The sequence below is a fragment of the Oceanispirochaeta crateris genome (genome assembly GCF_008329965.1).
Classification (GTDB): domain Bacteria; phylum Spirochaetota; class Spirochaetia; order DSM-2461; family DSM-2461; genus Oceanispirochaeta; species Oceanispirochaeta crateris.
The window spans coordinates 3281759-3307302 of record NZ_CP036150.1 but is presented as its reverse complement, the minus strand read 5'-3'; the positions used below and the strand labels follow the sequence as shown (position 1 = coordinate 3307302).

General features: G+C 45.3%; 23 protein-coding genes and 2 tRNA genes. 10 read left to right on the top strand and 15 right to left on the bottom strand.

The genetic code is table 11. The features are described from left to right. Positions 1 to 83: 83 nt before the first annotated feature. Positions 84 to 155: transfer RNA gene (locus EXM22_RS15105), tRNA-Gly, on the bottom strand. 137 nt (positions 156 to 292) lie between these two features. On the opposite strand from EXM22_RS15105, the gene EXM22_RS15100 reads away from it, so the two are divergent. Further along, complete coding sequence (locus EXM22_RS15100) at positions 293 to 1249, top strand: calcium/sodium antiporter (RefSeq protein WP_149487316.1); 957 nt, start codon at positions 293 to 295, stop codon at positions 1247 to 1249. On the opposite strand, the gene EXM22_RS15095 is transcribed toward EXM22_RS15100, so the two are convergent. Continuing rightward, on the bottom strand, positions 1196 to 1936 hold the full coding sequence (locus tag EXM22_RS15095) for an arginyltransferase (protein WP_149487315.1): 741 nt from the start codon (positions 1934 to 1936) through the stop codon (positions 1196 to 1198). The genes EXM22_RS15100 and EXM22_RS15095 overlap by 54 nt on opposite strands. Positions 1937 to 2005: 69 nt before the next feature. Here EXM22_RS15095 and EXM22_RS15090 point away from each other — a divergent pair, with 69 nt between their 5' ends. After that, positions 2006 to 4141, top strand: a complete 2136-nt coding sequence (locus EXM22_RS15090) for a peptidase U32 family protein (protein WP_168203546.1) — start codon at positions 2006 to 2008, stop codon at positions 4139 to 4141. Here EXM22_RS15090 and EXM22_RS15085 read toward each other — a convergent pair. The 4 genes from EXM22_RS15085 to EXM22_RS15070 all read right to left on the bottom strand — a co-directional run bounded on the left by EXM22_RS15085 (position 4121) and on the right by EXM22_RS15070 (position 10018). Continuing rightward, positions 4121 to 5851, bottom strand: coding sequence for a tetratricopeptide repeat protein (locus tag EXM22_RS15085; RefSeq protein WP_149487313.1), 1731 nt, complete (start codon positions 5849 to 5851; stop codon positions 4121 to 4123). The two genes, EXM22_RS15090 and EXM22_RS15085, sit on opposite strands and share 21 nt — an antisense overlap. Continuing rightward, positions 5848 to 7935, bottom strand: a complete 2088-nt coding sequence (locus EXM22_RS15080) for a transglutaminase-like domain-containing protein (RefSeq protein WP_149487312.1) — start codon at positions 7933 to 7935, stop codon at positions 5848 to 5850. Before EXM22_RS15080 ends, EXM22_RS15085 begins: the two co-directional genes overlap by 4 nt. 19 nt (positions 7936 to 7954) lie before the next feature. Next, positions 7955 to 8986, bottom strand: coding sequence for a DUF58 domain-containing protein (locus tag EXM22_RS15075; RefSeq protein ID WP_149487311.1), 1032 nt, complete (start codon positions 8984 to 8986; stop codon positions 7955 to 7957). A 72-nt stretch (positions 8987 to 9058) separates the two neighbouring features. Next, positions 9059 to 10018 (bottom strand): AAA family ATPase, encoded by a 960-nt coding sequence (locus tag EXM22_RS15070; RefSeq protein ID WP_168203545.1) that lies wholly within the window; start codon positions 10016 to 10018, stop codon positions 9059 to 9061. 102 nt (positions 10019 to 10120) lie between these two features. Between EXM22_RS15070 and EXM22_RS15065 the strand changes: the two genes are divergently transcribed. Continuing rightward, positions 10121 to 10194 (top strand) — tRNA-Ala (locus tag EXM22_RS15065). 85 nt (positions 10195 to 10279) lie between these two features. Beyond that, complete coding sequence (locus EXM22_RS15060) at positions 10280 to 11920, top strand: hypothetical protein (protein WP_149487309.1); 1641 nt, start codon at positions 10280 to 10282, stop codon at positions 11918 to 11920. A gap of 40 nt (positions 11921 to 11960) precedes the next feature. Here the strand turns inward: EXM22_RS15060 and EXM22_RS15055 are convergent, their stop codons facing one another. The 3 genes from EXM22_RS15055 to EXM22_RS15045 are packed head-to-tail and all read right to left on the bottom strand — an operon-like array spanning position 11961 to position 13519. Then, a complete protein-coding gene (locus EXM22_RS15055) occupies positions 11961 to 12233 on the bottom strand; it encodes a leader peptide processing enzyme (protein WP_149487308.1) in 273 nt (90 codons plus the stop codon). After that, a complete protein-coding gene (gene lspA / locus EXM22_RS15050) occupies positions 12226 to 12777 on the bottom strand; it encodes a signal peptidase II (RefSeq protein WP_342780270.1) in 552 nt (183 codons plus the stop codon). Before lspA ends, EXM22_RS15055 begins: the two co-directional genes overlap by 8 nt. Next, positions 12758 to 13519, bottom strand: a complete 762-nt coding sequence (locus EXM22_RS15045; RefSeq protein WP_149487306.1) for a Nif3-like dinuclear metal center hexameric protein — start codon at positions 13517 to 13519, stop codon at positions 12758 to 12760. Before EXM22_RS15045 ends, lspA begins: the two co-directional genes overlap by 20 nt. 193 nt (positions 13520 to 13712) lie before the next feature. On the opposite strand from EXM22_RS15045, the gene EXM22_RS15040 reads away from it, so the two are divergent. Next, positions 13713 to 15191, top strand: coding sequence for an HDOD domain-containing protein (locus EXM22_RS15040; protein WP_149487305.1), 1479 nt, complete (start codon positions 13713 to 13715; stop codon positions 15189 to 15191). A gap of 91 nt (positions 15192 to 15282) precedes the next feature. Beyond that, positions 15283 to 15513 carry a glutaredoxin domain-containing protein gene (locus EXM22_RS15035; RefSeq protein ID WP_149487304.1) on the top strand — a complete coding sequence of 77 codons (231 nt, stop codon included), beginning with the start codon at positions 15283 to 15285 and terminating at the stop codon, positions 15511 to 15513. Positions 15514 to 15520: 7 nt separating this feature from the next. Here the strand turns inward: EXM22_RS15035 and EXM22_RS15030 are convergent, their stop codons facing one another. The 4 genes from EXM22_RS15030 to rsmI all read right to left on the bottom strand — a co-directional run bounded on the left by EXM22_RS15030 (position 15521) and on the right by rsmI (position 18541). Next, the gene (locus EXM22_RS15030) at positions 15521 to 16270 is read right to left on the bottom strand and encodes a TrmH family RNA methyltransferase (RefSeq protein ID WP_149487303.1); all 750 of its coding nucleotides are present in this window, start codon (positions 16268 to 16270) and stop codon (positions 15521 to 15523) included. Then, positions 16270 to 17394 carry an iron-containing alcohol dehydrogenase gene (locus EXM22_RS15025; protein ID WP_149487302.1) on the bottom strand — a complete coding sequence of 375 codons (1125 nt, stop codon included), beginning with the start codon at positions 17392 to 17394 and terminating at the stop codon, positions 16270 to 16272. Before EXM22_RS15025 ends, EXM22_RS15030 begins: the two co-directional genes overlap by 1 nt. Positions 17395 to 17525: 131 nt before the next feature. Then, the gene (locus EXM22_RS15020; RefSeq protein ID WP_168203544.1) at positions 17526 to 17810 is read right to left on the bottom strand and encodes a flagellar biosynthesis anti-sigma factor FlgM; all 285 of its coding nucleotides are present in this window, start codon (positions 17808 to 17810) and stop codon (positions 17526 to 17528) included. Between the two features lie 50 nt (positions 17811 to 17860). Next, the gene (rsmI, locus tag EXM22_RS15015) at positions 17861 to 18541 is read right to left on the bottom strand and encodes a 16S rRNA (cytidine(1402)-2'-O)-methyltransferase (protein ID WP_149487300.1); all 681 of its coding nucleotides are present in this window, start codon (positions 18539 to 18541) and stop codon (positions 17861 to 17863) included. 57 nt (positions 18542 to 18598) lie between these two features. On the opposite strand from rsmI, the gene EXM22_RS15010 reads away from it, so the two are divergent. The 4 genes from EXM22_RS15010 (at position 18599) to ltaE (ending at position 21711) form a co-directional block, all read left to right on the top strand. Continuing rightward, positions 18599 to 19027, top strand: a complete 429-nt coding sequence (locus EXM22_RS15010; RefSeq protein ID WP_149487299.1) for a hypothetical protein — start codon at positions 18599 to 18601, stop codon at positions 19025 to 19027. A 2-nt stretch (positions 19028 to 19029) separates the two neighbouring features. Beyond that, positions 19030 to 19332 carry an MGMT family protein gene (locus tag EXM22_RS15005; RefSeq protein ID WP_149487298.1) on the top strand — a complete coding sequence of 101 codons (303 nt, stop codon included), beginning with the start codon at positions 19030 to 19032 and terminating at the stop codon, positions 19330 to 19332. Positions 19333 to 19393: 61 nt separating this feature from the next. Beyond that, entirely contained in the window at positions 19394 to 20689 is a 1296-nt protein-coding gene (aroA, locus tag EXM22_RS15000) for a 3-phosphoshikimate 1-carboxyvinyltransferase (protein WP_149487297.1), read from the top strand. Continuing rightward, on the top strand, positions 20686 to 21711 hold the full coding sequence (ltaE, locus tag EXM22_RS14995) for a low-specificity L-threonine aldolase (RefSeq protein ID WP_149487296.1): 1026 nt from the start codon (positions 20686 to 20688) through the stop codon (positions 21709 to 21711). Before aroA ends, ltaE begins: the two co-directional genes overlap by 4 nt. Before the next feature lie 18 nt (positions 21712 to 21729). Here the strand turns inward: ltaE and EXM22_RS14990 are convergent, their stop codons facing one another. Further along, positions 21730 to 23025 carry a CBS domain-containing protein gene (locus EXM22_RS14990; protein ID WP_149487295.1) on the bottom strand — a complete coding sequence of 432 codons (1296 nt, stop codon included), beginning with the start codon at positions 23023 to 23025 and terminating at the stop codon, positions 21730 to 21732. A 164-nt stretch (positions 23026 to 23189) separates the two neighbouring features. Next, entirely contained in the window at positions 23190 to 25064 is a 1875-nt protein-coding gene (htpG, locus tag EXM22_RS14985) for a molecular chaperone HtpG (RefSeq protein ID WP_149487294.1), read from the bottom strand. Positions 25065 to 25544: the final 480 nt, after the last annotated feature.

Here is a 25544-nt window from a genome sequence, read left to right as displayed (position 1 = left end):
GTCAGACAGCTTCTTCCGGGTGAAACTCTATTTGAGTTATAAATAAAAAAGTCGCAACCTAAGGGGATGCGACTTTTTTTTGAAGCGAAAGACGGGACTTGAACCCGCGACATCGACCTTGGCAAGGTCGAGCTCTACCACTGAGCTACTTTCGCAATTACTGAAACAATATAATACCCGAAATTTCTTTATAATCAAGACCTTATAGGAAATTTTTGATTTGATCTCCCCAGAACTTCCCCAAATCGAGTCCAGTGAGTATTATAAATAAAAAACGAAAACAGGTGGTTTCATGGTACTTCTAATCTGGCTTCTGGCTTTGTCGGGAGGTTTGCTGATTCTCACCCTCAGTTCTGACTGGTTTGTGTCTTCTGCAGAGAAAATAGGAATATACTTCCACCTGCCGGCTTTTATTATCGGTGTTGTCATCATCGGATTTGGAACCTCCCTTCCCGAACTGGCTTCGAGCATTGTCTCTGTCCTGCATGATCAGTCGGAAATTGTCATTGCCAATGCCATAGGCTCCAATATCACCAATATTTTCCTCGTTTTGGGGGTTAGTGCTCTATTTGCCGGTTCCTACTCCATAAATCATGATATTTTTCAGACAGATATGCCTTTTCTGGCCGGATCTGCCATCCTCATATCTCTGATGACCTATGACTTGAGCTTCTCTCTTGTTGAGGCTCTGATCTGTCTTGTGGCCCTGGGCCTCTATCTGTACAGGTCCATCACACAGGGGCAGATATCAGAACAAATTTTAGAACAAAAAAGTGAAATAGAATCGGAGGATTTGAAAAAGCCATCCCTTTCCAACTGGCTGATCCTCATAATCAGCCCTGCACTGATCACAGTGGGGGCCAGTGTAACGGTGAAGTCCGTAGTGAACATTTCAGAAATTTTAATGATAGGAACCGAAATCATAGCGGTCACCGCCGTAGCCCTTGGAACCTCCCTTCCGGAGGTCATGGTATCCATTCAGGCAGCCCGGAAAGGCAAGGGAGACATTGCCGTTGGGAATGTGATTGGTTCCAACATATTCAACACCTTTGCCGTCATGGGAGTTAGTGCTCTTTTCGGCCCCTTGAAGATTCCCGAAAGCTATCGTATTCAAACTCTACCTATTTTTATAGGAGCCACAATCATGGCTTATTTCATTGTTCAGGATAAGAAAGTTTTCCGTTTCGAAGGAGTCTTACTGCTCCTGTTCTATATTTACTTCCTGGGTAGTTCCTACGGATTTTTTTAACATTTCCGAAGGCGTCCAGACACCATCTACCAGTATTTCATGGGGATGGAAACGTCCCTTATAAGCCATTCTGGGAGCCTCTTCGATATAATACCCTAGGTAGTAATACTCCAAGTCTAAAGAAACGGTCTGTTTGATTTCCTCTATGACACTGAAACTTCCCAGGCTGTATTCCGAAAAATCAGGATCATAGCAGAAATATACGGAGCTGAGTCCATTGGAGGAGACATCCAAGATACCAAATCCTGCGGGAACACCATCGATATAGTACTCTGATTGAAATGAGGGAACTCCGGGATTATAAAAATTTCTGATGAACTCTTCCCGACTGCTTTCCTGGCCGAATTTCTGGAGGCTGTGTTTCTCATAGATGCGGAAAAATTCTTCTTTGAAATTCAGGGGACTGAAAATGACCTTTGTATCCCTGTTTTTATTGAGTACGCGTTTCTGGCTCTTCGTCGGAAGAAATGACCGGGCGAGAACCCTGATGGGCCGGCACTTTCTACAGGATGGACATACCGGTCTGAAAAAAACAATCCCGAAACGTCTCCACCGTTGATCCAGATAGGACTGGAATTCACTCCTATCCAGCTCTGTTCCGACAAAATACTCCTGTTGAAACATCTCATCTGCTAAATAGGGACAAGGTTCATGCTGAGAGAGCCGGGGTTGTGCCAAAATCCTCATATTAGGATTCTATCAGATTAGACGATAAGAAAACTATACACTGTTGCCTCTCCAATGGTAGATTTCATCATGAATAAAATTGAACTCCTGGCTCCGGGAGGAAACCTGGATAGCGCCATGGCCGCTCTGGAAAATGGAGCCGATGCAGTATACTGCGGTCTCCAAGAATTTTCTGCCAGGAAAAGCGCCAAAAACTTCTCTCTGGATCAGATAAGCCGTCTCCGTGAATGGACCCTTCAGAATTCTAAAAAGATTTATATGACCCTCAATACAATTTTGAAGGAAGAAGAGTTAGCCGGGATAATGGAGATCCTATACCAGTTGGAAGACCTGGGTGTAGACAGCATCATCCTGCAGGATCCAGGATTGGCCAGGATGATTAAGAGGAATTTTCCCCATTTAATCCTCCATGGATCTACTCAAATGGCTGTTCATAACCTGTCTGGTCTTCGGGTCCTCAAAGACTTAGGATTTTCACGGGTAGTTCTCCCCAGAGAGATGACCATATCTGAGATGGCTGCCTTCAAGACAGCCTTCCCCGATCTTGAGATTGAAGTCTTTATTCACGGAGCCCAATGCTATGGCTTCTCGGGGATGTGCCTTGCCTCAGGTATGTTGTTGGGACGTTCCGCCAATAGGGGCGAATGCGGCCAGGTCTGCCGGACCTGGTTTGAAAGGGAGAAAGACAGGGGATATTTCCTCTCATCCACAGATCTCTGGGCTGGAACACGTATATTGGAACTGGAAGAGATAGGAATCTCATCCCTGAAAATAGAAGGCCGCATGAAGTCTCCGGCCTACGCAGCAGCCGCAGCCAGTTATTACAGAGCCATACTGGAGAGGCGCTCCCCGGAAGAAATAAGCTCATTGGAAGACAACTTGAGAGTTGCATTTTCAAGGAATTCCGGAATAGGACACCTGAAGTCCACCAAGGGTCAGTCCATGGTAGACAGAGAGTATCCGGGACACAGAGGCCTTTTTCTGGGAAAGACCCTTGGAGGCAGTGGTCATTCTCTCACCATAGAGACATCTAGAACTCTTCATAAGAGGGATGGACTGATGTTTGTCACCTCCAGCGGCGAAGCCAGGTCATTCTCACTCGATATAAAAGGAAAAACAAGCTTAGAACCTGGGAAAGTGACGATTCCGATTCCCTTTCAGGCACCACCCAAAGGAACGGATCTGTTCCAGATCCAGTCCCATGATCTTCATTCGAAGTCCTTGAATGAGCTAAGTCTCCCTTTATACAAAAAACCCGTATCAGCGACGCTTCTCCTTTCATCAGAGAAGGTAACTCTCAAGGTTGCAGAGTATCAATTCAGCAAGACACTCCCTTTTCAATCCGAAGAATCAACCGGAAGCAGAGGTCCTGAAGATAAAATCAGAAATGAATTCATGAAGTCGGCACAGTATGACTTCTGCCTGTCTTCCCTGCAGCTGGAAGGGGATGGTGTGGATCTGAGCACACGATTTATTCCGCCGAGCTCACTGAAGAACCTCAGGCGGGAGATATACAAGACTCTGGATGAAGTCCGACGGTCACAAAAAGAAGACAAACTCCGGAAACTAAGAGAATCCCTTCTTGAGGATGCAGCAAAGCTGAGTTCTAACAGAGGCAGTCTGCCCCCCAGAATAGAGCTGAATCCGAAGGACTCACGCCTCCCCGTTCTAACTCCGGGGAATATCAAAAAAGCCAAGCTTTCTGCCAGAGATGGCCTCCCCTATCTGCCCTTGAGTCCCCTTGTTTTCCCATCTGATGAGAAATCATTCCTAAAGGAAATCTCTGAGTCCACTGGTACGGAGGGAGCCTTGATCGGAATTGGAAACTGGGGCCATATAGGAATGTACCAGGAGCTGGTTCAGAAGAATACAAGCCTTCGTTGGTATGGAGACAGCGGCATGCTCCTGGCAAACAGCCAGGCCCAGCTCCTTATGGAAGAGTTGATGGGTTCTGAGACAGCGGGATCTTACGCCTGGATAGAATATAGCAGCTCAGAGATCCCTGTTTTTTTCAACAAAGCCGGAAAAGAATTCAAACCACCCCTATTCATAAGCCGGAACTGCTTTAAAAAACACAGCCTGGGCGGAAGCTGCCATGAGTGCAAACGGTCCTTCGAATATGACCTGGATCAAAAAGATAAGAAATACAAAGTTATCCTGGAGGATTGTCTCACATGGATTTTTTCAGGGGAAGAAAACCCCTGAGCGGAATGACAAGACCCAGTCTTCCAGAGAATGGCCTTCCTGAAGGATCTCAGAACCAGAGATAAGGACTGAGCCCTCATTGTCTGAAAGGGTGTAGGCAAAGGCATCGCCCATGTTAATCCTTAGAGTCAGGAATCTCCCCTCTATTCCCCTGTTGTCTGACCGGAGTGAAAATCCGCTTTCTTTTAACAGACGGCGAATTTTTCGTTTAGCCCCAGGAGAAAGCTCGGACCCGCTCATTTTGAGCGACAAAGGTAATCTAAGACCATACTGCAGTAAGCCTCCAGGATTTTTATCATAGATACGGAGTATCAGATCGTCTCTTTTCATTGATTTACCCGCTTGCAAAAGAAGGGCCATTTCTCTGAAAGATTCCTCCAATGCCTCAACTTCCCAGAGGGGATCAAACGTTTCAGAGGCTCTTTGGAGGCGTGAAATGTCTCGTCTTTCACGCCCTATTTCTAAATCGTACCAGGGAGAGGCCTGAGGAAATACCTCTAGAGCAAAGGCATTGCCGTAGTACTTATCGGATAGGGGTGGAAATCCCTCGGCAGCAGCGGCCAATGTAAGACTTCCCCTCAGAGCACTTCCCCCGTCCAGCTGAGACTGTCCTTCTTTGAAAGCCATAATCCTATACAAGATCTTATAATACTCTGATTTGAGACCATAGGAGAGGACATGCAGGCTTCTGTTGATTTTCTCCTTGAATCCCCACTCTCCAAGGATCTTCGTTTGCTGAAATAATCCCCGGTATACCTGATAAAACTGCCTGTACAGATCAAGAGTAAACTGCTCCTGGTTCAGACCATAGTAGTACATCCAGGATTTTTCCTTGTTTTCATCTATCTTCTGTAACTGGTTTAAGGCTTCGGGCAAGAGTCCCCGCATTTGGTACAATGCGGCTAGATTGCTTCTGGATAAGGGAGTTTTATCCAGCTCAATAGCCTTCAGAAACTCCTCTTCCACCCTTGAAAAATTCAGCCTCATCATGTTCAAATCACCCAAGGCCAGATGTCCCCCCGACCGATCCATCAGCTTTAGAGAGTGAGACGCGTATTCTATGGCGGCATCGTAGTCATAGAAAGATTTTTCTGCCAATGACAAATTGTAATAACCGACGGAAGCAAAATAAGAATCCTGTGCTTCAAGGGCGTCATGAATAGCCTCGAGGTAGTAATGCCTACACAGCTCCGGTTCATTTGTTTCTGAATAAAGGGTCCCCAGGGTAAGAGAAAGGTTTCGATCGAAATTATTTTCCAGAGCCTCCCGGATAAGGAGAATCCCCTTCTCAGGCTGGTGGGTTTTGTAATACATCCAACCCATGTCATCCAATAGTCCCTCTTTGCCTTCCTGGTGAAGACTCTCCAAGTACTCAAGAGCCTGAAAATTTTGATCAAGGTATCCCAGAGTCGATGCAATGTTATACCTGAGAGCCCAGTCATCCGGGTTCTGATTCTCGGCTAGAACGTAGGAATCTAAGGCCAGAGAATAGAGTTCCCGGCTCAGATACAGGTCTCCCCGAACCATGGGGAAACGAAAATCTTCTGGATACTCCCTCCTGCCCTCTTCCATGAGGTCCAGGGCCTTATCAAAGAAATCTTCTTCCACAGCTTCCTGAATCCTTTCAAGAAGATCGGAAGGCTCCTCTTGAGCATAGAGCAGAAACTGAGCGCTGATGAAAAGCAGCAGAACCAGGCATCTCTTTTTCACAAGATTCTCCCTTTCAAAAAAAGAGCATACAAGTACTCAATTTTCCCGATCCTGCTGCTTTTTGAATACAGGGATTTTCTCATGGTAACACCCTGCCAAAATAGTGTTTGCAGGTCCTCAAGAGAAGACTGGCCTAAACTGATCTTTTCATACAATCCGGTCATTTCAATGATCCCGTCGTCCTTCACCTTGTCCAGGGAACGCACATAATCCTGAATAGATTCAAGGTTCTCCCGTCTTCTTTTAATCGTGGTTTCTATCAGCATGAGATGGAGATGATAGTAAACAGAAGCCTTTTTTCTGGAAGCCGGAGGTCGTCTAAGAACTAAAATTCTCCGGATCAACTTATGAAGAGCAAGCAGAACCAGCAGGATAATAAAACCATGAAGTCCTAAAAGGATCGGGCGGGAACCAAGGCGATTCCACAATCCTTGCTTTTTATCCTCTTCTGGAGAACTCCCGGAGGCCTCTGCGATCTTTAACTGATCCCGATTCTCCAAAATTTCCTTCAGAAAAGGTTCAAGTTCCTGAGTTGAAAAAGGAGCAATTTGAAAATCTTCACCAGCTGCAAGAGTCTGTGATGTGGGATCAAATTCGATCCAGCCGAACCCGGGAAAATAGACCTCTACCCAGGCATGGGCCTGATTAGCCTTCACAGGATAATAAGCTAAGACAGCACTGGATTCATCTACCCAAAACCCCAAGGCCACCCGGGCAGGGATTCCTGCACTACGGCATAAAAGAGCCATGGAGAAGGCAAAATATGAACAATATCCCTTCTTAGATTCAAATAGAAAGTTTCTTAGCGGATCTCCATCAGCAGATTCTCCTGGATTGAGAGAATAAAAATAATTCTGCTGCAGGTACTCTTCTATGGCGTTCACCCTCTCATAGTAAGAACTCTTACCCGCTATGATGCTTCTGGCAAGATCCCGGATATCATTTTGGGAGCCAAAATTCGTATAATAATCCAGGAATTCCCGATCTGCACCTGAAACCGCCTTTGGAGGTTGAGACTCCAGAAGATCCCAACCCCAGGCTTGACTGACCTTGGATTCCACAGCATAGATCCTGGAGAAAGAAGACTGATCCCATGCTTCAAAAGGAGTCAGAGAAACCGGACTGTTCATCCCTAAAAATGCGGAAGAATCAAAGTTCACAAGAAAGTACTCCTGGGAAATTCTCCGGGTCAAAGTAGCGTCAGGAGCCTTCCAACTGCCCGATTGTTCTCCCACAAGGAGTTCATCCTGTAAAGACCCAGGAGCCTCCAGAGTTTCTCCGGGAACGCGGAAAAAGCCTTTTTCGACCTCATATTCCGGCAGGACAAATCGCCGGACCAGAAAGTCATCCCGGAGGCCCTCTTGTTTCATCACAAACACAAGGTCGTCTTTCATGGAAATTGAGCTTTCAAGGCTGAGAAAATCAGAAAAATCGAAACGAAACAGAGAGGACTCCAGTAATCCGCCACCTTCTCTCCTGGACTCATTTCTGTAATGCCTGCTCAGCGGCAGGAGGGCAAGAATTGGTATACAGAGTACAATCAGCATAGAGGGAAAAATAGAAAGACCTCGTCCCTTTTCTCCTCCGGTCAACACGAGAAGAATCTGTATGCATATAAATAAAAACAGAGCCCCATAGGCCAGGGTCAGACTCTCCAACGGGAGGACCATCCTCCAATCAGAACGGCCCATAAGGAGAGAAAGAATAAGGATATATGCCGTCAGAACAAACAGCTGTCCAAGCCTTCCCTTCCGAGCCAAAGCTGAAAGTCCTCTTGCCAGAAGAAGACAGGGGAGAACAGGTATCAAATAACTTTGGAATTGCAACAAAAGAAGATCATAGGGAAGAGGAAGGACCTTCCCGGCATAAGACAGGACATGGATCAATGGAAACAAGAGGAGAAACAAGGGGGGAATCAGGACTCCCAAAAACCTCCCAAACCGGTCCGGCAAGATTTTACGAATTCCATGAACTGAAAAAAACAGAAAGAAATCGAGGATAACCATGAGGAGTATCCCCGCCGGAAAGGAGAGAACAGCCGAAAAATTCATCCAGAAGATGGAGAACAGCAGATACTGCTGCAAAAGATGCAGAATAGAAGGGTTAAGCCTCAACAAAGGTCCACCCCTCCCTTCTCTCTTCCCGGTTCAAGAAGGGAAGAAAAAGAAATTTGACTGCCTGGGGGTACTGATTCTCCAGATAGAGCATAAAATCGGAATTGGGAGGAGAAGAAAAGAAACAAAGCAGGATTCCCACATCGGGGATCTTAGGAGTTGTTCCAAGGGGCACTGGAGGAAGTGAGGCCAGGAGGTCTTGTCTTTCTTCTTTGTTCAGTTTCCATAAATCAGAGATCTCCCCGTCCCCGGAAAAGAACCCGGATACCCTCAGATCCTTTTCAAGAAGAGACTCCATCACTCCCGATAAACTTCTCAAAACTGAGTCTCCCCGATCGAAGGATTCAATGGATCGAAACCACTTTTTTTGTCTCACCAAAGCGGGTTCTGCCACAATAAGACAAGACTCTTTAAAAGGTTTCAGTCCACTACCCTCCCTGATAAAGAGTTCCTCATGGCGGGCCAGCATTTTCCAGTGGATTCGCCTGGGGTCATCACCTGGGTAGTAAGGCCGGGCCTCAAAAAAATCCTGGTTTTTCAGGGAGGAAAAAACGGTATCCTTTTCCGAAAACCTTAGGGAAGTCTCTAAAGAACGGGAGACCCCTTTCTCTACACCAGGAAATACGGTCAATTGTGCGGGAAAATCTCCGTGAATTTGATATGAGAAAAAGCCTGCCCAATCGGTTATTTCTAAACGATACGCCAAAAGATCATACACTCCCCGAGGCAAACTATAGGGCTGTCCACTCCAGGATATTTTTAATTTCATCCGCCGGAAATCTTGCCACTGAAGGTCCAGAAAAATAAGAGTCTTAAGATTTTGAATCTGTGCTAACCCTTTCAGGAATGAAAAAACATCCTCTGTATCAGAAATCCTCATGGGTAAGCGTGGACAGATCAATTGATTTTTTTTTCTTAAAAGAAGGAAGAGAAAAGAAAAAAACTGTGTGATGTAGAGAAGAAGAAATGACATTGCCGAGACAAAGGGAACTGAGAGACCCCACAGGGAGGACCAAAGCATCACTCCCAGGGAGACAAAAAAAAAGAGAGGCCTCCAGAATTCGGTCGGAATCGGCGGAACCAGAACAAACGACTAAAGAATCCCATCACACTCATTCCAAGTAATATCCCTGATAATAGAGGAACTGTCCACCTCAGAAGAAACGGGATTGACCCTATGGGCCAACACAGGAACTGCCATATCCCTTATATCCTGATCACTGACATAATCTCGACCCGACAGCCATGCCAGACCACGGCAGGCTGCCAGCAGCATCAGTCCTCCCCTGGGAGAAACACCGGATTTCAAATCCTGATGCTCTCTTGTGGCGACGGCGATTCTGACAATGGCCCGCATAAGGCGTTCATCACAAAAGACATGAGACACAGAATTTCGGCAGTCCAGGAACTCCTGGACAGAACAGACACCCTGGAGCTCTGGTAGAACAGAACGGGAAGGATCCCCTTTTAGTATAGAAAGCTCGGACTCAAGATCGGGATATCCCGGAGTCAATCGGAGCATAAACCTGTCTTTCTGAGCCTCAGGGAGAGCATAGGTTCCCTCATGATCCAGAGGATTTTGAGTGGCCAGGACAAGAAAAAAATCCCTGAGGGGATATGTTTTTCTACCTAGAGAAACCTGCTGCTCAGCCATGACTTCCAATAAAGCCGCCTGAACCTTGGGAGTCGTTCTGTTAATCTCATCGGCCAAAAGGATATGAGTAAAAACAGGACCTGGTCTGAATTCAAAATCTGAAAGTTCCCTGTTCCAGACATCAACCCCTGTAATATCATAGGGAAGGAGATCCGGAGTAAACTGGATACGGGAGAACTCTGAAGAACTGATGAGGGCTGAAAGAGTCTGAGCCAGGGTCGTTTTACCCGTCCCGGGCAATCCCTCCAGCAGGATATGTCCTCCCGAAAGAATTCCTGCACAAAAGATTCTTAACAATTCATCTTGCCCTTTGATTACTTTTTTCATTCCCTGATACAGAAGTTCAGGAATTTCATGTAATTTTTCAAGTAAGGGGCTGTACTCAGAGGGTTTTTCCATTACCATTATTATATTGATCGGAGGAATAGAATACAATAAATTTAAATTCTAAGAAGATATTGACAGCTTTCAGTTAAGCCATTAATATGGCTTTACCTTTACGGGGGTGTAGCTCAGTTGGCTAGAGCGCGTGAATGGCATTCACGAGGTCATGGGTTCGATTCCCACCACCTCCATTTGAGAGCTGAAGATTTACTGGAATACAGTTAACTTCAGCTCTTTTTTTTATCCATAGAGATTACAATCGACAGGGAAAGAAAAATGGCAGTAGACGACATTTTTTCCGGAGACATCGATCCGGAGATAGCTTCACTACTTGGTCTTGATGAACCTTCGGCTCATGATGCACCAGATTATGAAAACCTCTTCAATGAAGGAGGGGAAACAGCACAAGAACCTCAAGAAAATCCTCTTGATGATATCAGCAAAGAAGTCTTCTACATTCCAGAAAAAGAAAAGCAGGAACCCAACCCCCTGTTTTCCAATGCAAATTATTACAAATCCATCCTCAATGGAGTGGGAGAGCTGGCCCACAATATACATGAAAATATGTCTCAGTTCCTGAAAGCGACCGACCCTCAGGATAAATTAAAATTCAGAACCAGGCTCATAAGTCAGTATTGGGAACTCTATGGTCTTTTATCATCCCAGATCAGAAAACTGCAACATGAACCAAAGAGAATGCTCCTCCGTTTTGGCCTTCTTCTGCCAAACATTGTTTCTGCAGACCAAAGGGCTATGCTGGGAAGCATCATTGAAGACAATGATACGGGAGAACCCATTTATTATGTAGATGAATGGATGGAGAGAGTTGCTTCCGGCATGGTATCCCCCCTGGCAACAGATGATCTGAAACCCACGAAACGTTCGGGTGATCAGAAAATCAAGATGCAGCTGGATAAGGCAAAAGGGAGTAGAGAGGCCCACCTCAGCACACTCCTAAGCCTTCAAAATAAGCGCCGCTCTCTGGAATCACAGCTAAGCACACGTGTCAACGAACTGGGAAAACATACAAGAAATTCAATATTCAGCGAACTGGAAAGCCTCTATACTGAAGGCCAGAATCAGAGTTTATCTGCGTCATTGAATACAATTAGAGAGCTATTATCCCTCCACAAAGACATGTCGCTCCACTACAACCAGCTGAACAGCGCCGATCAGGACTTTCGAAGGCTTGAAAAAAAGGCAAAAGATTCCGGTGCTATCTCTGATGTAGATCCCTCAGAGTTGGAAAAAGAAGCGAGCAGTATCAGACAGATGGCAAAACTGTGTGTCGGAAGACAGGGGAACCACTTCCCCATCCTCATGAACCAGTTTTTCACCTCCCGCCTTCAGTCCATAGGGACTAGGGAAAATGTCATCCGCCTTCTTTATGATATCGAAGCACTGGACCCAGGTCTGTTCCGTAGAACATTCCGTCAAAAAACCAATAGAATTATCCCCCACATCATTTTAATTCCCTGTTATGGTGATTACGGGATTTGCTGGGAACCCTTTGAACGGTATAACCGAGCTACCAGCCGTGGTAGGATTGCTATACCCTTATTCCCCAAAGACCTGAAAACAGCAGTGCTCTATGCAGTAGCGGATCTACGGTGGCAAGTGGCTAAGGAAAAGGCACAGCACTACTGGATGGAAGAGGGGCTCACGGGTCATTACTATCAGTACTTCTCCGATAGAAAAATGCGGGGCGATGTGAGGATAAAATTTATAGAAGACTATATACTCTGGATCACAAAAGAAGGCGAAGGAGTTCAAAAGCTGGATAAGGAAGTCCGGGGTATTTTCTGGCGAGATATGCCCTTTCCTCAGGAATTAAAAGAGAACCTGAGGAAAAGAGGGTTTGTTTACAATGAACTGTACAAAAAAGATGTGAACAGAGCTGCTTCAGACGGCTATTGATCGTTCCCGCTCTATTCAAACTATAAGAGAGACAGAATTTTTAGCGTTTCCTAGTAAAGAAAGGATGCATGTAGTTTTCAAGATTCCATCTCTTATTGATAATTTTCACAATCCTCGAATAGAGGAAAAAGGACCCCACAACCGAAAACCCGATAATCAGCAGAAAAACAAGCATTTTGAGGCTGCTGTCCGTTTCGGGTGTAAGCACCAGATTTCCAAGGTACAGGAACAGCAAAAACAATCCCAGCATAAGAAAAATATTCAGGATCGTTCCGGCCAACATAAACAGGACCGTATTCAATTTTTTATTCATCAGTTATTTTCTCCTTCCTCCAGAACGATAGAAACAGGAGGATACCACAGACAACAACAGAGGAGTCTGCAACATTAAAGGTGGGCCATCGTTCGAGTCCGAACAGACCATAAAATCTCACATCCAGAAAATCAACAACTCCCTCGGGACGGAAAATTCTATCAATCAGATTTCCAAACCCTCCTCCCAGAATACCAGCCAGACAGTATTTCTGAAAACCGGTTTCCTCTTTGGTTCTGACAATATGAACAGCCAGATAGATGAGAACAACCAGGGGCATCAGAATGAAAAGAGCTTTTCTCAAGGGTAGGGGCAGAGAATCTCCCAGACTGAAAGCCACACCCGTATTCCTGACATGAATCAATCTGAAGAAATCGTTCCCTAAGGTGAACCCGATGGTTCTGAGGGGAATCAAGGCAACAACCAGCAGTTTGCTCAGCTGATCCACAAAGATCAAAACCAGAGTCAAGATTAAATATTTCCACGATTGAAAATGAGTTTGAAGAGTCATAGCTGCTACCATATCAAAGACCGGTGGGAACATCAATGAATTCCGCTTCTATTCCCAGTTCTTTGGAAACCTTTGCCTGCACAGCCTGAACACCGCAGATTTCCGTCATATAGTGTCCGCCAAAAAGGACATTTATCCCCGCTTCAAGGCTTTGATGATATATATTATGGGAAGCATCACCTGTTATATACAAGTCCAGCCCTTCGCTAATGGCATCACTGACCTGATGGATTCCGCCTCCTGAGATGACTCCGACGGTTTGGATCTCAGAGGGACCGAAGGGCAACATCCGAGGACTGCTTTCCCATCCAGCAAAGAGGGTCCTGACAACTTCATCTCTCTTCAAAGGAGAGCTCAACCGCCCTTTTATACCAATTTTATAGCCCTTGTAATCCGAAAACCCTTCCCGCTCTTCCAGTCCCAGAATATCTGCCAAACGGGCATTATTCCCATAAACCGGATGCATATCCAAGGGAAGATGCACCGCATAAAGGGCCAGATTATGATCCAATGCCAACTTTACACGCTTGTAATGATCATCAGTGATGGCCAGTGGACGTCCCCAAAAAAGCCCATGATGAACAAAAAGGAGGTCTGCCTCCATAGAGGCGGCTTTCTGCAGAGTCTCAAGGCAGGCATCCACAGCAAAAACAATCTTTTTTATCTGATTCGTCTTATCTCCAATCTGGAGCCCATTCAAAGAAGCATCCACTCTTGCCATGTCTTCGATCGCCAAGAAAGACCTGCACCACTTATCAAATTCAAAAATATTCATGGCTCCATTATATTCGAAAAAAATTTTATCTGCGAGTTTTTGCCGATAGATTTTCACAAAACAGTCGGGCAATAATTCAATAATAAATGGCGACTTGACAAGAGAGTATTGAGAACTATAATTTTAGTATTGATTTATTCTCAATAATGGTTAAATCATTTACTATAAAATAAAGTACACATAAGGACCGGCCATGCCTCCTACCAACATTTCAGATAAGATCAAAATTGCCATACAAAAATCGGTGCCCGTCACCGTCACGTCTTATAAACTTAATCATGATACAGAGGTCTACCTTGAGGATATTCTTGGAGTGTACCTGAGAGAATTGGGTCAAGAGACTTTGGTAGATAGATTAGCCTATTGCCTGAAAGAGCTGGCGGTTAACGCCAAAAAAGCCAACACCAAAAGAGTGTACTTTGAAGAGAAAGGCCTTTCTTTAGACAGCAAAGACGACTATCAGGAAGGAATGAAAAACTTCAAATCCGAAACGATGGATAGGATTGACCATTACCTGGAACTCCAAAAACAAAAAGGCCTCTATGTAAAGGTTACTTTTCACACCTTTAGCTCGAACTTCCGAATAGCCATCCGAAACAACGTACAAATTACAAGAAAAGAACAGATGCGTATTTACGACCGCATAGCCAGATCCAGAGCATTTGACAGCATGGAAGAGGCGTTCTCAGAAGTATTGGATGACTCAGAAGGGGCGGGACTGGGTATCGTCATTCTAATCCTCATGTTAAAGAAAATGGGCCTTGATGAGGAGGCCTTTGAAATAGATGGAAACAGCGGAGAAACAATCGCCTCTTTGACCATCCCCATAGCCCAGGTCAAATTGGACGAGATGGACATGCTGACATCCAGAATTGTTTCTGAGATTGAAGCTCTGCCTCAATTTCCAGAAAATATCACAGTCATACAGCAGCTCATCAATGACCCCAATTCAGATATCAACGAGATTGCCCGGCGCATCAGTACCGACCCGTCTCTGACGGCCGACCTTCTGCGTGTTGTAAACTCGGCGAAATTTATGCTGCCCAACAGGGTCGATAATATAGCCGATGCGGTTAAGATGGTTGGATTAAGAGGATTGAAAAACCTCCTATACTCTTATGGATCAGAAAAGATCCTGAACCTTCCTCAGAAAAAAGAGCTCTGGGACCATGCCCACAGAACTGCCTTTTATTCATTCAGCCTGGCCAGGAATGTCAAACTGACCAAGGACTTCATCGATGATGCTTATGTCGGCGGTATCCTTCACGACATGGGTAAGATCGTCTTTTCCAGCATTCATCCGGAACTCTTAGAGAAGATTCAAGAATTTGCCACAGAGAAATCTCTTTCGGCCGGCCTTTTTGAGAATTTGGCTGGTGGTTTCAACCATGCCCAGATTGGAGCAAAAATCGCCGAAAAGTGGAATTTTTCTGAATCGCTTGTACAAGCGATTCGCTATCATCATGAACCTCATTTCTCCAAACCCGAGTATAGAAAAGTAGTCAATTGTGTCTACCTGGCCAATGCCCTCTGCGACCTGGAAAAACAAAATATTGTTTACGATCAACTGGATAAAGACGTCCTCAAATTCTTCAGGATCACATCAGAAGTACAGTTGGATCGGATGAAGGACATACTGGCGCAGGCTTTCAAATCAGAACTGATGATGTGATTCTAAAAAAGAACAATCATCCCTCTTGACGGAAGCCCGAGTAATGAATATATTGTATATATAAGTTTTCATATATACAAGGAGATTAAATATGTCTGTGATTGTTTATTCCACCCCCAGCTGCGGGTACTGTACTCTGGCGAAAGACTATTTCAAAAAGAATAATATCGCTTTTACAGATTATAATGTTGCCGTCAATTCTTCAAAAGCAGAAGAGATGGTAAAAAAATCAGGGCAAATGGGAGTCCCGGTCATCGATGTGAACGGCAAAGTTATCGTCGGCTTCAATCAGGCTGCCATTGAAAATGCCCTCCACCGCTGAGATCCTCTTAGAAATTCCCGCACCAGGCATTCATAACCACTCCAAATGCCACTGAAATATTGAGAGATGTCTTATGGCCATATAAGGGAATCGTGACAACTCCCCTAGACGACCTTGCCAAGGCAAGGCACTCAGGGGAGACACCCAACTCTTCAGATCCCAGAACCAGAATCCCTTCTTCCGGGAAAGAGAATTCATCCAGACCGATACCACCTAACTCCATGGCAAAAACAGATTGATCCAGATTTTTGAGTTCCCCTATATCCATACGTTTCCAGGGAATCATCTCGGTACAACCCATTGAAGTACGCCTCGCCCTTTGATGGTCGGGATCCGCAGTACCGGGAGATAAAAGGATTTCGGAAACTCCAAAACATTCGGCTGTTCTGAATATTGAACCAACATTAAAGGGTGATCTAATATCATCAAGATAAATTTTCAAAGGAAATTTTTGACGTTCGGAACCACCCTCATCCGGTCTATGAATCAGGTCCCATTCGGCAGGAGTCGAACCCACAGACAGGAGTAATTCATGCCGGATCCTATTTATTTCTCGTCTCAACTGGAGCGGATTTTCCAAGACAGAGGAAGAGACTGAAAAACCGTTGAGAGTCATGGACCTGAAAAAATCTTTTAAATACAAAAGATCGGGCATCTGCCCCTCTTGCAGCCCCTGTTCCCACTCTCCTAAAATTTTAATGATCTTTCTCTCTCTCGTACCCGGTTTAAGTGAGAATAACTTTCTGACTGTGATCATTACCAGCTACTTTTCAGAATAGAGAACATCTGATCTACGGTGATGCCTCCCCTTCCAGAATGAATCAGCATTTGGCCTGCAGTCTCTGCGGCTAAGGCCAGAGAATCCTGGGCGATACCTGTATTACGAAGCTGTGAAGGCATGGAATACCAGCCGATGAGTTCCCGCAGAGCATCCTTTAATTCCTCGGGACTCCTGGGAGCATCTTCCAGATCTAACAATTGCCCCAGGAAGTGACTGATTTCACTGGTAGCAATACTGCAGAGGTAGTCCACAATATAGGGTGCTAAAATCATTGCTATAACCGATCTTGAAACCTGAAAGTGACCACTCACCGATTCAATGAGAATACCTGACCAATAGGATCCGGTCTCCTGATGCGCCATGGCAGTGAGAAAACCTGCTTCCATCAAATCTGTGGCACAGTTTAGATCCCATGAGCCTACAAGCGATTTTCTCCTATACCAGAGCCGCCTGAAGGAGGAAAGGCTGTGAACTTCTGATAAAAAAGATCTGGAAGGAATGGCGGCACAAACGAGAGTATTCAGGATTAGTTCGAAATACAAAGGTGTCCTATACCTCTCGGGCAGAGCAAGAGACTGAACCGGATCACACACCTGCAGACATGAAGAATGGGTAGAGTAGTCTATGAATCTTGAAATACCATTTCGACTATCTGTAAGACTGAACCGGGGCTGAAGAAAAAGGGGGGACCAGAAGTCACTGATTAACTCTATACAGGGTAATGAAATACCACCCCTACCCCGTTCCATCAGGGTATCGGGGTGCAGATGCTCCGGTACTGAAGAGGCAACAGCCCTGGCAATAGACAGGGTACGCCCTCCTCCAAAACCAAGGATGGTTTCGACATGACTCCCCCGAGCAATATTCTGGCAGGTTTCTATGGTAAAGCTGGTGCCTTTTAAAGGTTCTTCATCAAAAACAATCGTCCCAATTCCGTGACCCTCTAAAAGCTTTTGAAGTTTTCGTACAGGTTCTTTCAGAATAGGCTCTGAAATAAGGAGGACCCGTTTTCCTAGCTTGCTTATTTCAATACCAAGACGATTCGTTTCATTTACCCCAAGGAGAATACGGGAAGGGACCTTCAAGAAAATTTCAGCCATAATGACTCCAATTTACGACCAAGGCTGTGTACAGCCTCAGTGATTTTTCACTCAGGGCCACAGGGCCTGAAAGTTTAGATCAAAAAAAAGGCAGAGCCGAAGCACTGCCTGTAATATACACTGAAAATCTCTTAAATTCCAAATAGATCCATCAGCTTATCCGCAACGGAGTTAACCACCGTGTCGTTTATATAATTCGGATCCTGCAGGCGAGCCTTTACCTCAGCTATACGATCTTCTCTGACATCGGGAGCAACCTTCACACTTTCCATTGCCATAAGCAGCTCTGAGCTTTTCTTAGCTTCGATGGAGACATCGATGGAATCGGATTTATCTTTTACTTCAGTCCGGACCGCTTTCTCTGTCTTATTCAGACGAGATAATGGATCTACCGAACCTATTCTATCTATTGTCATGTCAGCTCCTTTGCTCTCCATTAATAAATATCGACAAGCCTGCCATAATGTTAACCTTTTTTCTCTGCCGAAACAAGTAAAGCAAACTCACCTTTTGAATGATTTCCTGTTTCAAGGTGATTAATCAACTTATCGGCAGTTCCTTCTATATATTCTTCAAATTTTTTTGTCATTTCTCGTCCCAGCAAAATTTCTCTCTCAGGTTCCATCTCTCTGATTTCTTCCAGAACCTTAACAACCCGATAGGGAGACTCATAAATCATAAATGATTCCTCACGGTTCAGGAGCTCCTGGAGCCTTTTTTTCCGTTTCCCCGATTTAGGAGATAAGAACCCCTCAAAATGAAAGGATTTGCCATGGAATCCGCAGACCGAGACCAGAGTCGTAAAGGCAGAGGCCCCTGGAATGGGAAATATTTCGTGTCCGGCATCCCGACACTGCCTGACCAAAAGCCTGCCTGGATCGCTCATGACAGGAGTTCCGGCGTCTGAAACATAGGCGATGTTTTTCCCCTCATCCAAAAGCTTCACAATCCCTGGAGCGCTCTGCTTCTCATTCCTAGCCCGGCAGCTGATCAAATGCTTCTGAATTCCATAATGATTGAGAAGCTTCGCACTCAGCCTCGTATCTTCACATGCGATGATATCGACTTCTTTAAGGACTTCTACAGCCCGGTATGTCATATCCTGAAGATTACCCACAGGCGTTGCCACCATATACAATATTGCCATAAGATGTAGGATATATGAAACCATGGTTTGTGACCAGATTGACGAGGCGGTTCCCCGGTGTTTCCTGAAATTCTGATTATTGTCATCCTTTTTGGCATCCTCATCTTTCTCATTATTTCCACCCTTAAGAACAAGCACACTGTGGAGGATTCCCTATTGGAAGGCTTCAGTTTTGATGATGACGATGACATTGGTGAAGATACCCATCCCTGCCCTCTTTGTGAAAAAGCACTCCGGAAAGGAGAAAGGGTACACTCGGTCATCTACAACCGGGGAGAAGATCGATTGATGAATATCTATGGTTGTCCCTGGTGTTATAGTGATCATCCTGCCGGGTGCCGGGAACCTCTGAGAGATCGCCGTTGTCCCTCCTGTAAAGTACTCTTTAAAGAGGGAAACTTTGCCATTGCCAGAGTCTTTGAACGCCCGGGGCGTAAAATGCATGTTCATGTACTGGGTTGCCCGGTGTGCAGGCACAAGGACTAGAGATGGAAGACTTTTCTCTCCGAGTCTGTGCAATCATCCGAGACATCCCCCAGGGCAGGGTCTGTACCTACGGCCGGATTGCAGCCATGGCCGGATCTTCACGCGGGGCAAGGCAGGTCTCCCGTCTCCTTTACAGCTCCAGTAGGAAACGAGGACTACCCTGGCACAGGGTTGTCAACGCGGCAGGAGGTATTTCTCTTGGCGGAGAATCCGGAGAGCTTCAAAGAGCCCTACTTGAGTCTGAGGGTGTCGGTTTCTCAAAGGACGGGAAGGTCATTCTTTCCTCTTTTCTATGGAACCCATAAGATCGATAAACGACCGAACCCTTGGACAGATTCCATCCAGATCTGATATCCTCTAATGACAATGAATACAGTCACACTATCAGGGTTAGAAAATCCCACAGACGGACCAATCCCCCTCAAGGGCAATATAAAGATTCCAGCTTCCAAATCTCACACCATCAGAGCTTTGCTGATCGCCTCATTGGCCGAAGGAACAAGCCGGATCAGAAATCCTTTATACTCTGACGACACCCTCTCATGTCTCAAAGCCTGCAGAAAGCTGGGGGCTCATATAGAAGACAGAGACTATGGCTGGGAAGTCCTCAGCCCGATTCCAAGGAATCAAAACAAAGAAATACATATCAATGTGGGGAATTCGGGAACATCGCTCTACCTTCTCACAGCCATAGCCGCAGCCCTAGGGCCAAGAGTATCATTTGACGGAGATGAGCAAATAAGAAGCCGCTCGGCGGCAAACCTGTTGAAAGCCCTGGAAGATTTGGGAGCGACAGTGCTGTCATCTCCAGGGGGATGCGCCCCCTACTCGGTGCAGGGTCCATTGATGGGGGGGGAAACCTCCATAAGCTGCCCCACCAGTCAATACCTTTCGGCCTTACTGCTGGCCGCACCCCTTCTGCCCTCTTCGAATAATTCTACACTGATAAGAGTTCCCCTGTTGATGGAACAGCCCTATGCCGAAATGACCCTGAAGTGGATGGAAGAAAGAGGTATTTCCTGGAAACAGGAGGGGATGAAAGAGTTTCAAATTTTGGGAGCTCAGGCGTACCAGCCCTTTGATGCCTCCATAGCCGCCGACTTCTCTTCGGCTACCTTCTTTTTTTGTGCCGCCGCCATCAGCAGAAGCCCTCTGACCCTAACCGGATTGGATATGAAGGACAGTCAGGGTGATAAGGCCGTCCTTAACTACCTGGAATCCATGGGATGCAGATTTGAGCACAGCTTAGACGGCATACAGGTGATTCCAGAGGCGCTGAATGGCCGTGTTCTGGATCTGAATGATACTCCTGATGCCCTTCCTGCCATGGCCGTGACGGCTTGCTACGCCCGGGGAGAGACAAGAATAGTCAACGTACCACAGGCTAGGATGAAAGAAACCGACAGAATTGCCGTGATGACAGCAGAGTTGAAAAAAATGGGGGCGGATATTCAAGAAACTCCAGAGGGCATGATCATCCAGGGTTCACCCCTCCATGGCGCCCGTTTAAATGGACATGGAGATCACCGTGTGGTCATGAGCCTGGCTCTGGCCTCCCTGGGAGCCCTCGGGAACACCCAGATCGAAACGGCAGATGCTGTGAATATCACCTATCCGGGATTTTTTAAGCAATTGGAAACATTAAAAGAGGAAGCCAGATGATTGAATTAAGAAGCGATACCTTTACAAAACCGGACAAGGCCATGCGGCAGGCGATGTACGACGCCGAACTGGGAGACGATGTCTACGGAGAAGATCCCAGCGTCAATGCCCTGGAAGCCAAAATGGCCGAACTCTGCGAAGCAGAAGCCTCTCTTTTTGTCAGCTCCGGCACCATGGGAAACCTCCTCCCCCTGATCATCTTAGGAGGGCGTGGAAAAGAGGTAATACTACATGAAAATGCCCATATTCTTCAGCATGAAGTGGGAGGCGTCGCGGCGGTAGCAGGAACACTGCCCATTGCCACCCCTGGAGAGCGGGGCATCCTGAGTGCCGCCGCAGTAAAAAGCAGAATCAAAGAAAATGATTACGACATGGCACATACAAGTCTTATAGCCATAGAAAATACCCATAATTTTGAAGGGGGAAGCTGCTGGAAGAAGGAACAATTGGAAGAACTCTCGGCCTTTGCCCGCAGCAAAAACCTCCCGATTCATATGGATGGAGCCCGTTGCTTCAATGCTTCTGTCTCGACGGGAATATCCCTGTCTGAAATTTTTTCCCACTGCACCACCGCAAATCTTTGCCTGTCCAAGGGCCTGGGAGCCCCGGTGGGTTCCATGATTGTCGGGCCCAAAGACATCATTGAAGAATCAAGACGGTGGAGGAAGATACTGGGGGGAGGCATGAGACAGGCAGGAGTGCTGGCTGCAGCTGGCCTTTACGCATTGGAGCATAACATACAGCGCCTGGCTGAAGATCATCACAACGCACGAGTACTGGCCGAATGTCTGAAACAATGCTCCTGGGCGCAGGTCGACATCAACCGGGTTGAAACAAACATCATTTTTATTGAAACCCCCGGACTGGATGCCCGGAAAGTAGAAGCCCTGTTATTAGAGAAGGGAGTTCGGGTTATAGCCACAGCGGACCAGGAAATTCGTCTGGTCACCAGCCTCTCAGTTTCAGCTGAAGAAATCAATTCAGCCTGCCGAATTTTCCGGGAACTGAAAATTTCCTCATAAGGACGAAATAGATTTGAACTATCTGGATTCCAGGTAGTTCAGATAGTCTGCCCTGGTCACAATACCCAACAATTTCTTCTCTTTTGCGACAGGAATATGACCGATATTCCACTTTAGAAAAAATGACTCCAATTCCTTTACACTGGCATCGCCACTACAGCTGTGCACCTTATGAGTCATATAACTCCTCACGGGTCCCTTCATCTGACGGGACTTTCGGGCTTTGCTGATATCCCGGAGAGTCATAAAGCCAACCAGCTCATCCAGGTCATTTAAAACCGGAGCACCCGTATGGCTGATCTTCTCAAGGAAAAGAGAGGCATCCAGAACGGACCAGGACTCCCTGATGACATCGACCTTATCCGTCATCAGGTCACGGGCCGTAATGGCCGGTAAAAGAGAGCGTTTGAGGGAGAGGAGGAAAGATTTGTATATTTCTTCCCCGAATTTTCCCTTCAGCTGAGCAGAAGCGGCTCTGGTGTGTCCCCCACCGCCCCAGGGCGCCAGAATGCTGCTTACATCGACAGTTTCTTTCTGACTCCGGCCGATGATTAGTGTTTTATTTGCCTTTTCCAGGCCGAACAGAACAAAAAGGGCATCCGCATTTTCAACTTCAAAAACCTTTTCTACTATGGATGCCAGTCCGCTGACCTGTTCCTTCATCTCATAATAGCTGAGAATAATTGTGTGACCATGAATATTCTTGTACACGAGGCGGTTTAAAACCTGATGGAACAGGGAAATTTGATAATCCTGCTTTAGAGGCTTAAGAAACTGACTGACAAGCTTCATACTGGCCCCTTGTTGCATCAGCCACGATGATGCCCTGAAGTCTTCAAGGCAGACATTTTCATGAGTGAAGTTCCCTGTATCAGCAAATATGCCAGTCAGGGCAATTGTGGCATCTACCGGATCGAGAGAGATCCCCTCCTCTTTCAAAAGTAGGGTTACGATTGAAGTATTGGAACCAAAATCAGCCGAGATCACTTCGGCATTTTCCAAATCACAGCTGTCGTTGCTATGATGGTCATATACGGTGATCTTCCCCTTAAAATCTGGTAAATATTCAAAATATTCACGAACTCTAGCACTGCTGCGCGTATCAAAGATAATCATCTCATCCACAGGGCAATCAATTAGCTCTTTAGAAGGGAGAAAATCAAGGTGTGTTTTATAAAGATTATAGAGCGATTTGGCAACAGGATGTATTAGTCTGCTCCTAACACAAAGGGCGTCGGGGTACAGATACTTTCCTAAAACCAGAGAACCCAGGCAATCCAGATCCATATTGGTGTGACCGATCAGGATTTTCATATTTTCCCGAAACTTTGACTGATAAGTATTTGAAGCCCTGGAATGATGCTCAATATTGTCTCCCGGAAAATTATTATATTACAAGTATTTCTCATGAATCAAAATTAATCAAAAAAAGCTGCTCCAAAATGGAACAGCCTTTTTAAAAATCGGAAATAAATTGCCTAAAGAGCCTTCTCCATAACTCTATTCAACCTCTGTGCAAAAGTATGAGGATCTTTTAAAGGAGCTCCCTCCGCGAGAATGGCCTGCCCCAGAAGAAGAAAACTTATATCTTCCAATAGAGCCTTGTCTGATGAATCCAGAAGCTGCTTCACAATAGCATGATCGGGATTCACTTCCAAAATAGGCTTAATCTCGGGCATCTCAGTCTGTCCCATGGCCTTGAGCATTTGCTGCATCTGAGCCGTAGGATCATTCTCATCAGCAACAATACAGCTGGGAGACTCGTGAAGTCTGCTGGAAGAAACAACATCTTTAACGTCTTCACCCAAAATGTCTTTGATCTTTTTCAGAAGAGGTTTGATTGATTTTTCTTTTTCCTTATCTTCTTCAGTTTTCAAATCATCTGCACTGCCACTTTTGTTGACAGCTTTCATTTCTTTTTCTTTGTAGGTTCCCATCATTGGAGCCACAATCTCATCGATATCATCGTCCATAATCAGGACTTCAATACCTTTCTTTCTATAGGCTTCCAGAAGGGGAGACGTTCTGAGAGTCGTTTCATTGTCACCCGTAATGTAGTAGATGGATTTCTGATCATCTGTCATGCGATCCAGATAGGAGGCAAGACTGGTCCAGCTCTCAACGGAGGTAGACTTGAAGCGGATGAGCTCCATGAGATCCTCTTTATTCGCGTAATCTGAATAAACCCCTTCTTTCAGAGGGCGATTGTACTGTTCAATAAACTCGTTATATACATCTTCTTTTTCTGATAGCTTCTTCAACTCACCCAGAATCTTCTTGACAGACGCATTCTTGATGCTTGAAAGGACCTTATTCTTTTGCAGGATTTCACGGCTGACATTCAGAGGAAGGTCTTCTGAATCGATAACTCCTCTGACAAATCGCAAGTAGGTAGGCAGGAGTTCCTTGTCATCGTCGGTGATAAATACACGTCGGACATAGAGTTTTACTCCAGGCTTGTAATCGGCCTGATACATGTCGAAAGGTGCCTTTTTAGGAATAAAAAAGAGGGTGTTATACTCCAATGTACCTTCTGCTCTGGTATGGATTTTATGAAGAGGATCATCCATATCGTTTGAAATGGACTTATAAAACTCATTGTATTCTTCGTCTTTGATTTCTTTGGCAGATCTTTTCCAGAGAGCCGAAGCTGTATTGATCTGCTCAACTTTATCCTCTTTGATCTCCTTCTTGTCATCACCTTCGCCCTCATACCTGCTTGATTCATAATGAAGGTAAATAGGAAAGGCAATATGGTTGGAATATTTTTTTATAATCTGTTCCAGATCATAGCGGTTAGCGTACTCTTTTCCTGTATCATTCAGATGAAGGACAACAGAGGTTCCCTGTCCTTCCTTTCGTTCCACCGGATCCAGAGAGTATCCTTCCCGTCCATCACTACTCCACTTCCAAGCATTTTCTTCTCCTGCTTTTCTCGTAATGACATCCACTTTGTCTGCCACCATGAAAATGGAATAAAATCCAACTCCAAACTGACCGATAAGGTTTGAATCTTTTCGGGCATCACCGGATAATTTACTAAGGAAATTTTTAGTTCCTGACCGGGCAATTGTTCCCAGAGAATCCACCAGATCCTCATCGCTCATACCAATTCCATTGTCTTTGATAGTCAAAGTCTTCTTGTCATTTTTATCTATGACAATGTCAATCCGGGGATCCCATTCCAAATTTTTCAACGACTCATCAGTAAGAGTCAGGTATTTAAGCTTGTCCAGGGCATCGGAAGAGTTTGAAATCAACTCCCTGAGGAAGATTTCACTGTGAGAATAAAGGGAGTGAATCAGTAGTTCTAGTAATTGATTCACTTCTGTTTTAAATTTTCTTTTTGACACGTCTATGTCTCCTTGGCGCAGATAATCAAAAGAATCCGGTTGAGGATTGAATTGGATTCTCCTTCTCTAAGGTAATAATTTTAATTTCAGACGGCAAGAAACAGATGAATCTCTTTATGTTTTTTTGCACCCTTTAGATTAAATTCACACAAAAATCAGGAAAGTCCCTCATTAATGGAGTATTATTAGTATTGAATTACTTTCATTTCTGCGGGGAAGAGAATCTGCCTTCAATGCTGGAAAACGGTTAGGGGCAATTGTTTTCTATTTATCAACATAAAAAATCTTCTGGTGGAAATTCTTCCCCTTTTTACTGATATTATTATATGCATGAAATGTTTATACCCAAATTACTTCTTATTCAGTTATTGCATAACCTGGCCGATTTGTGAATAATTTTCCCATGGATGACCCCGACCCGTTTTTATGTACCTTAACTCTTAAAATCAGACAAGACCTATCTGATCATGGATCTGTATC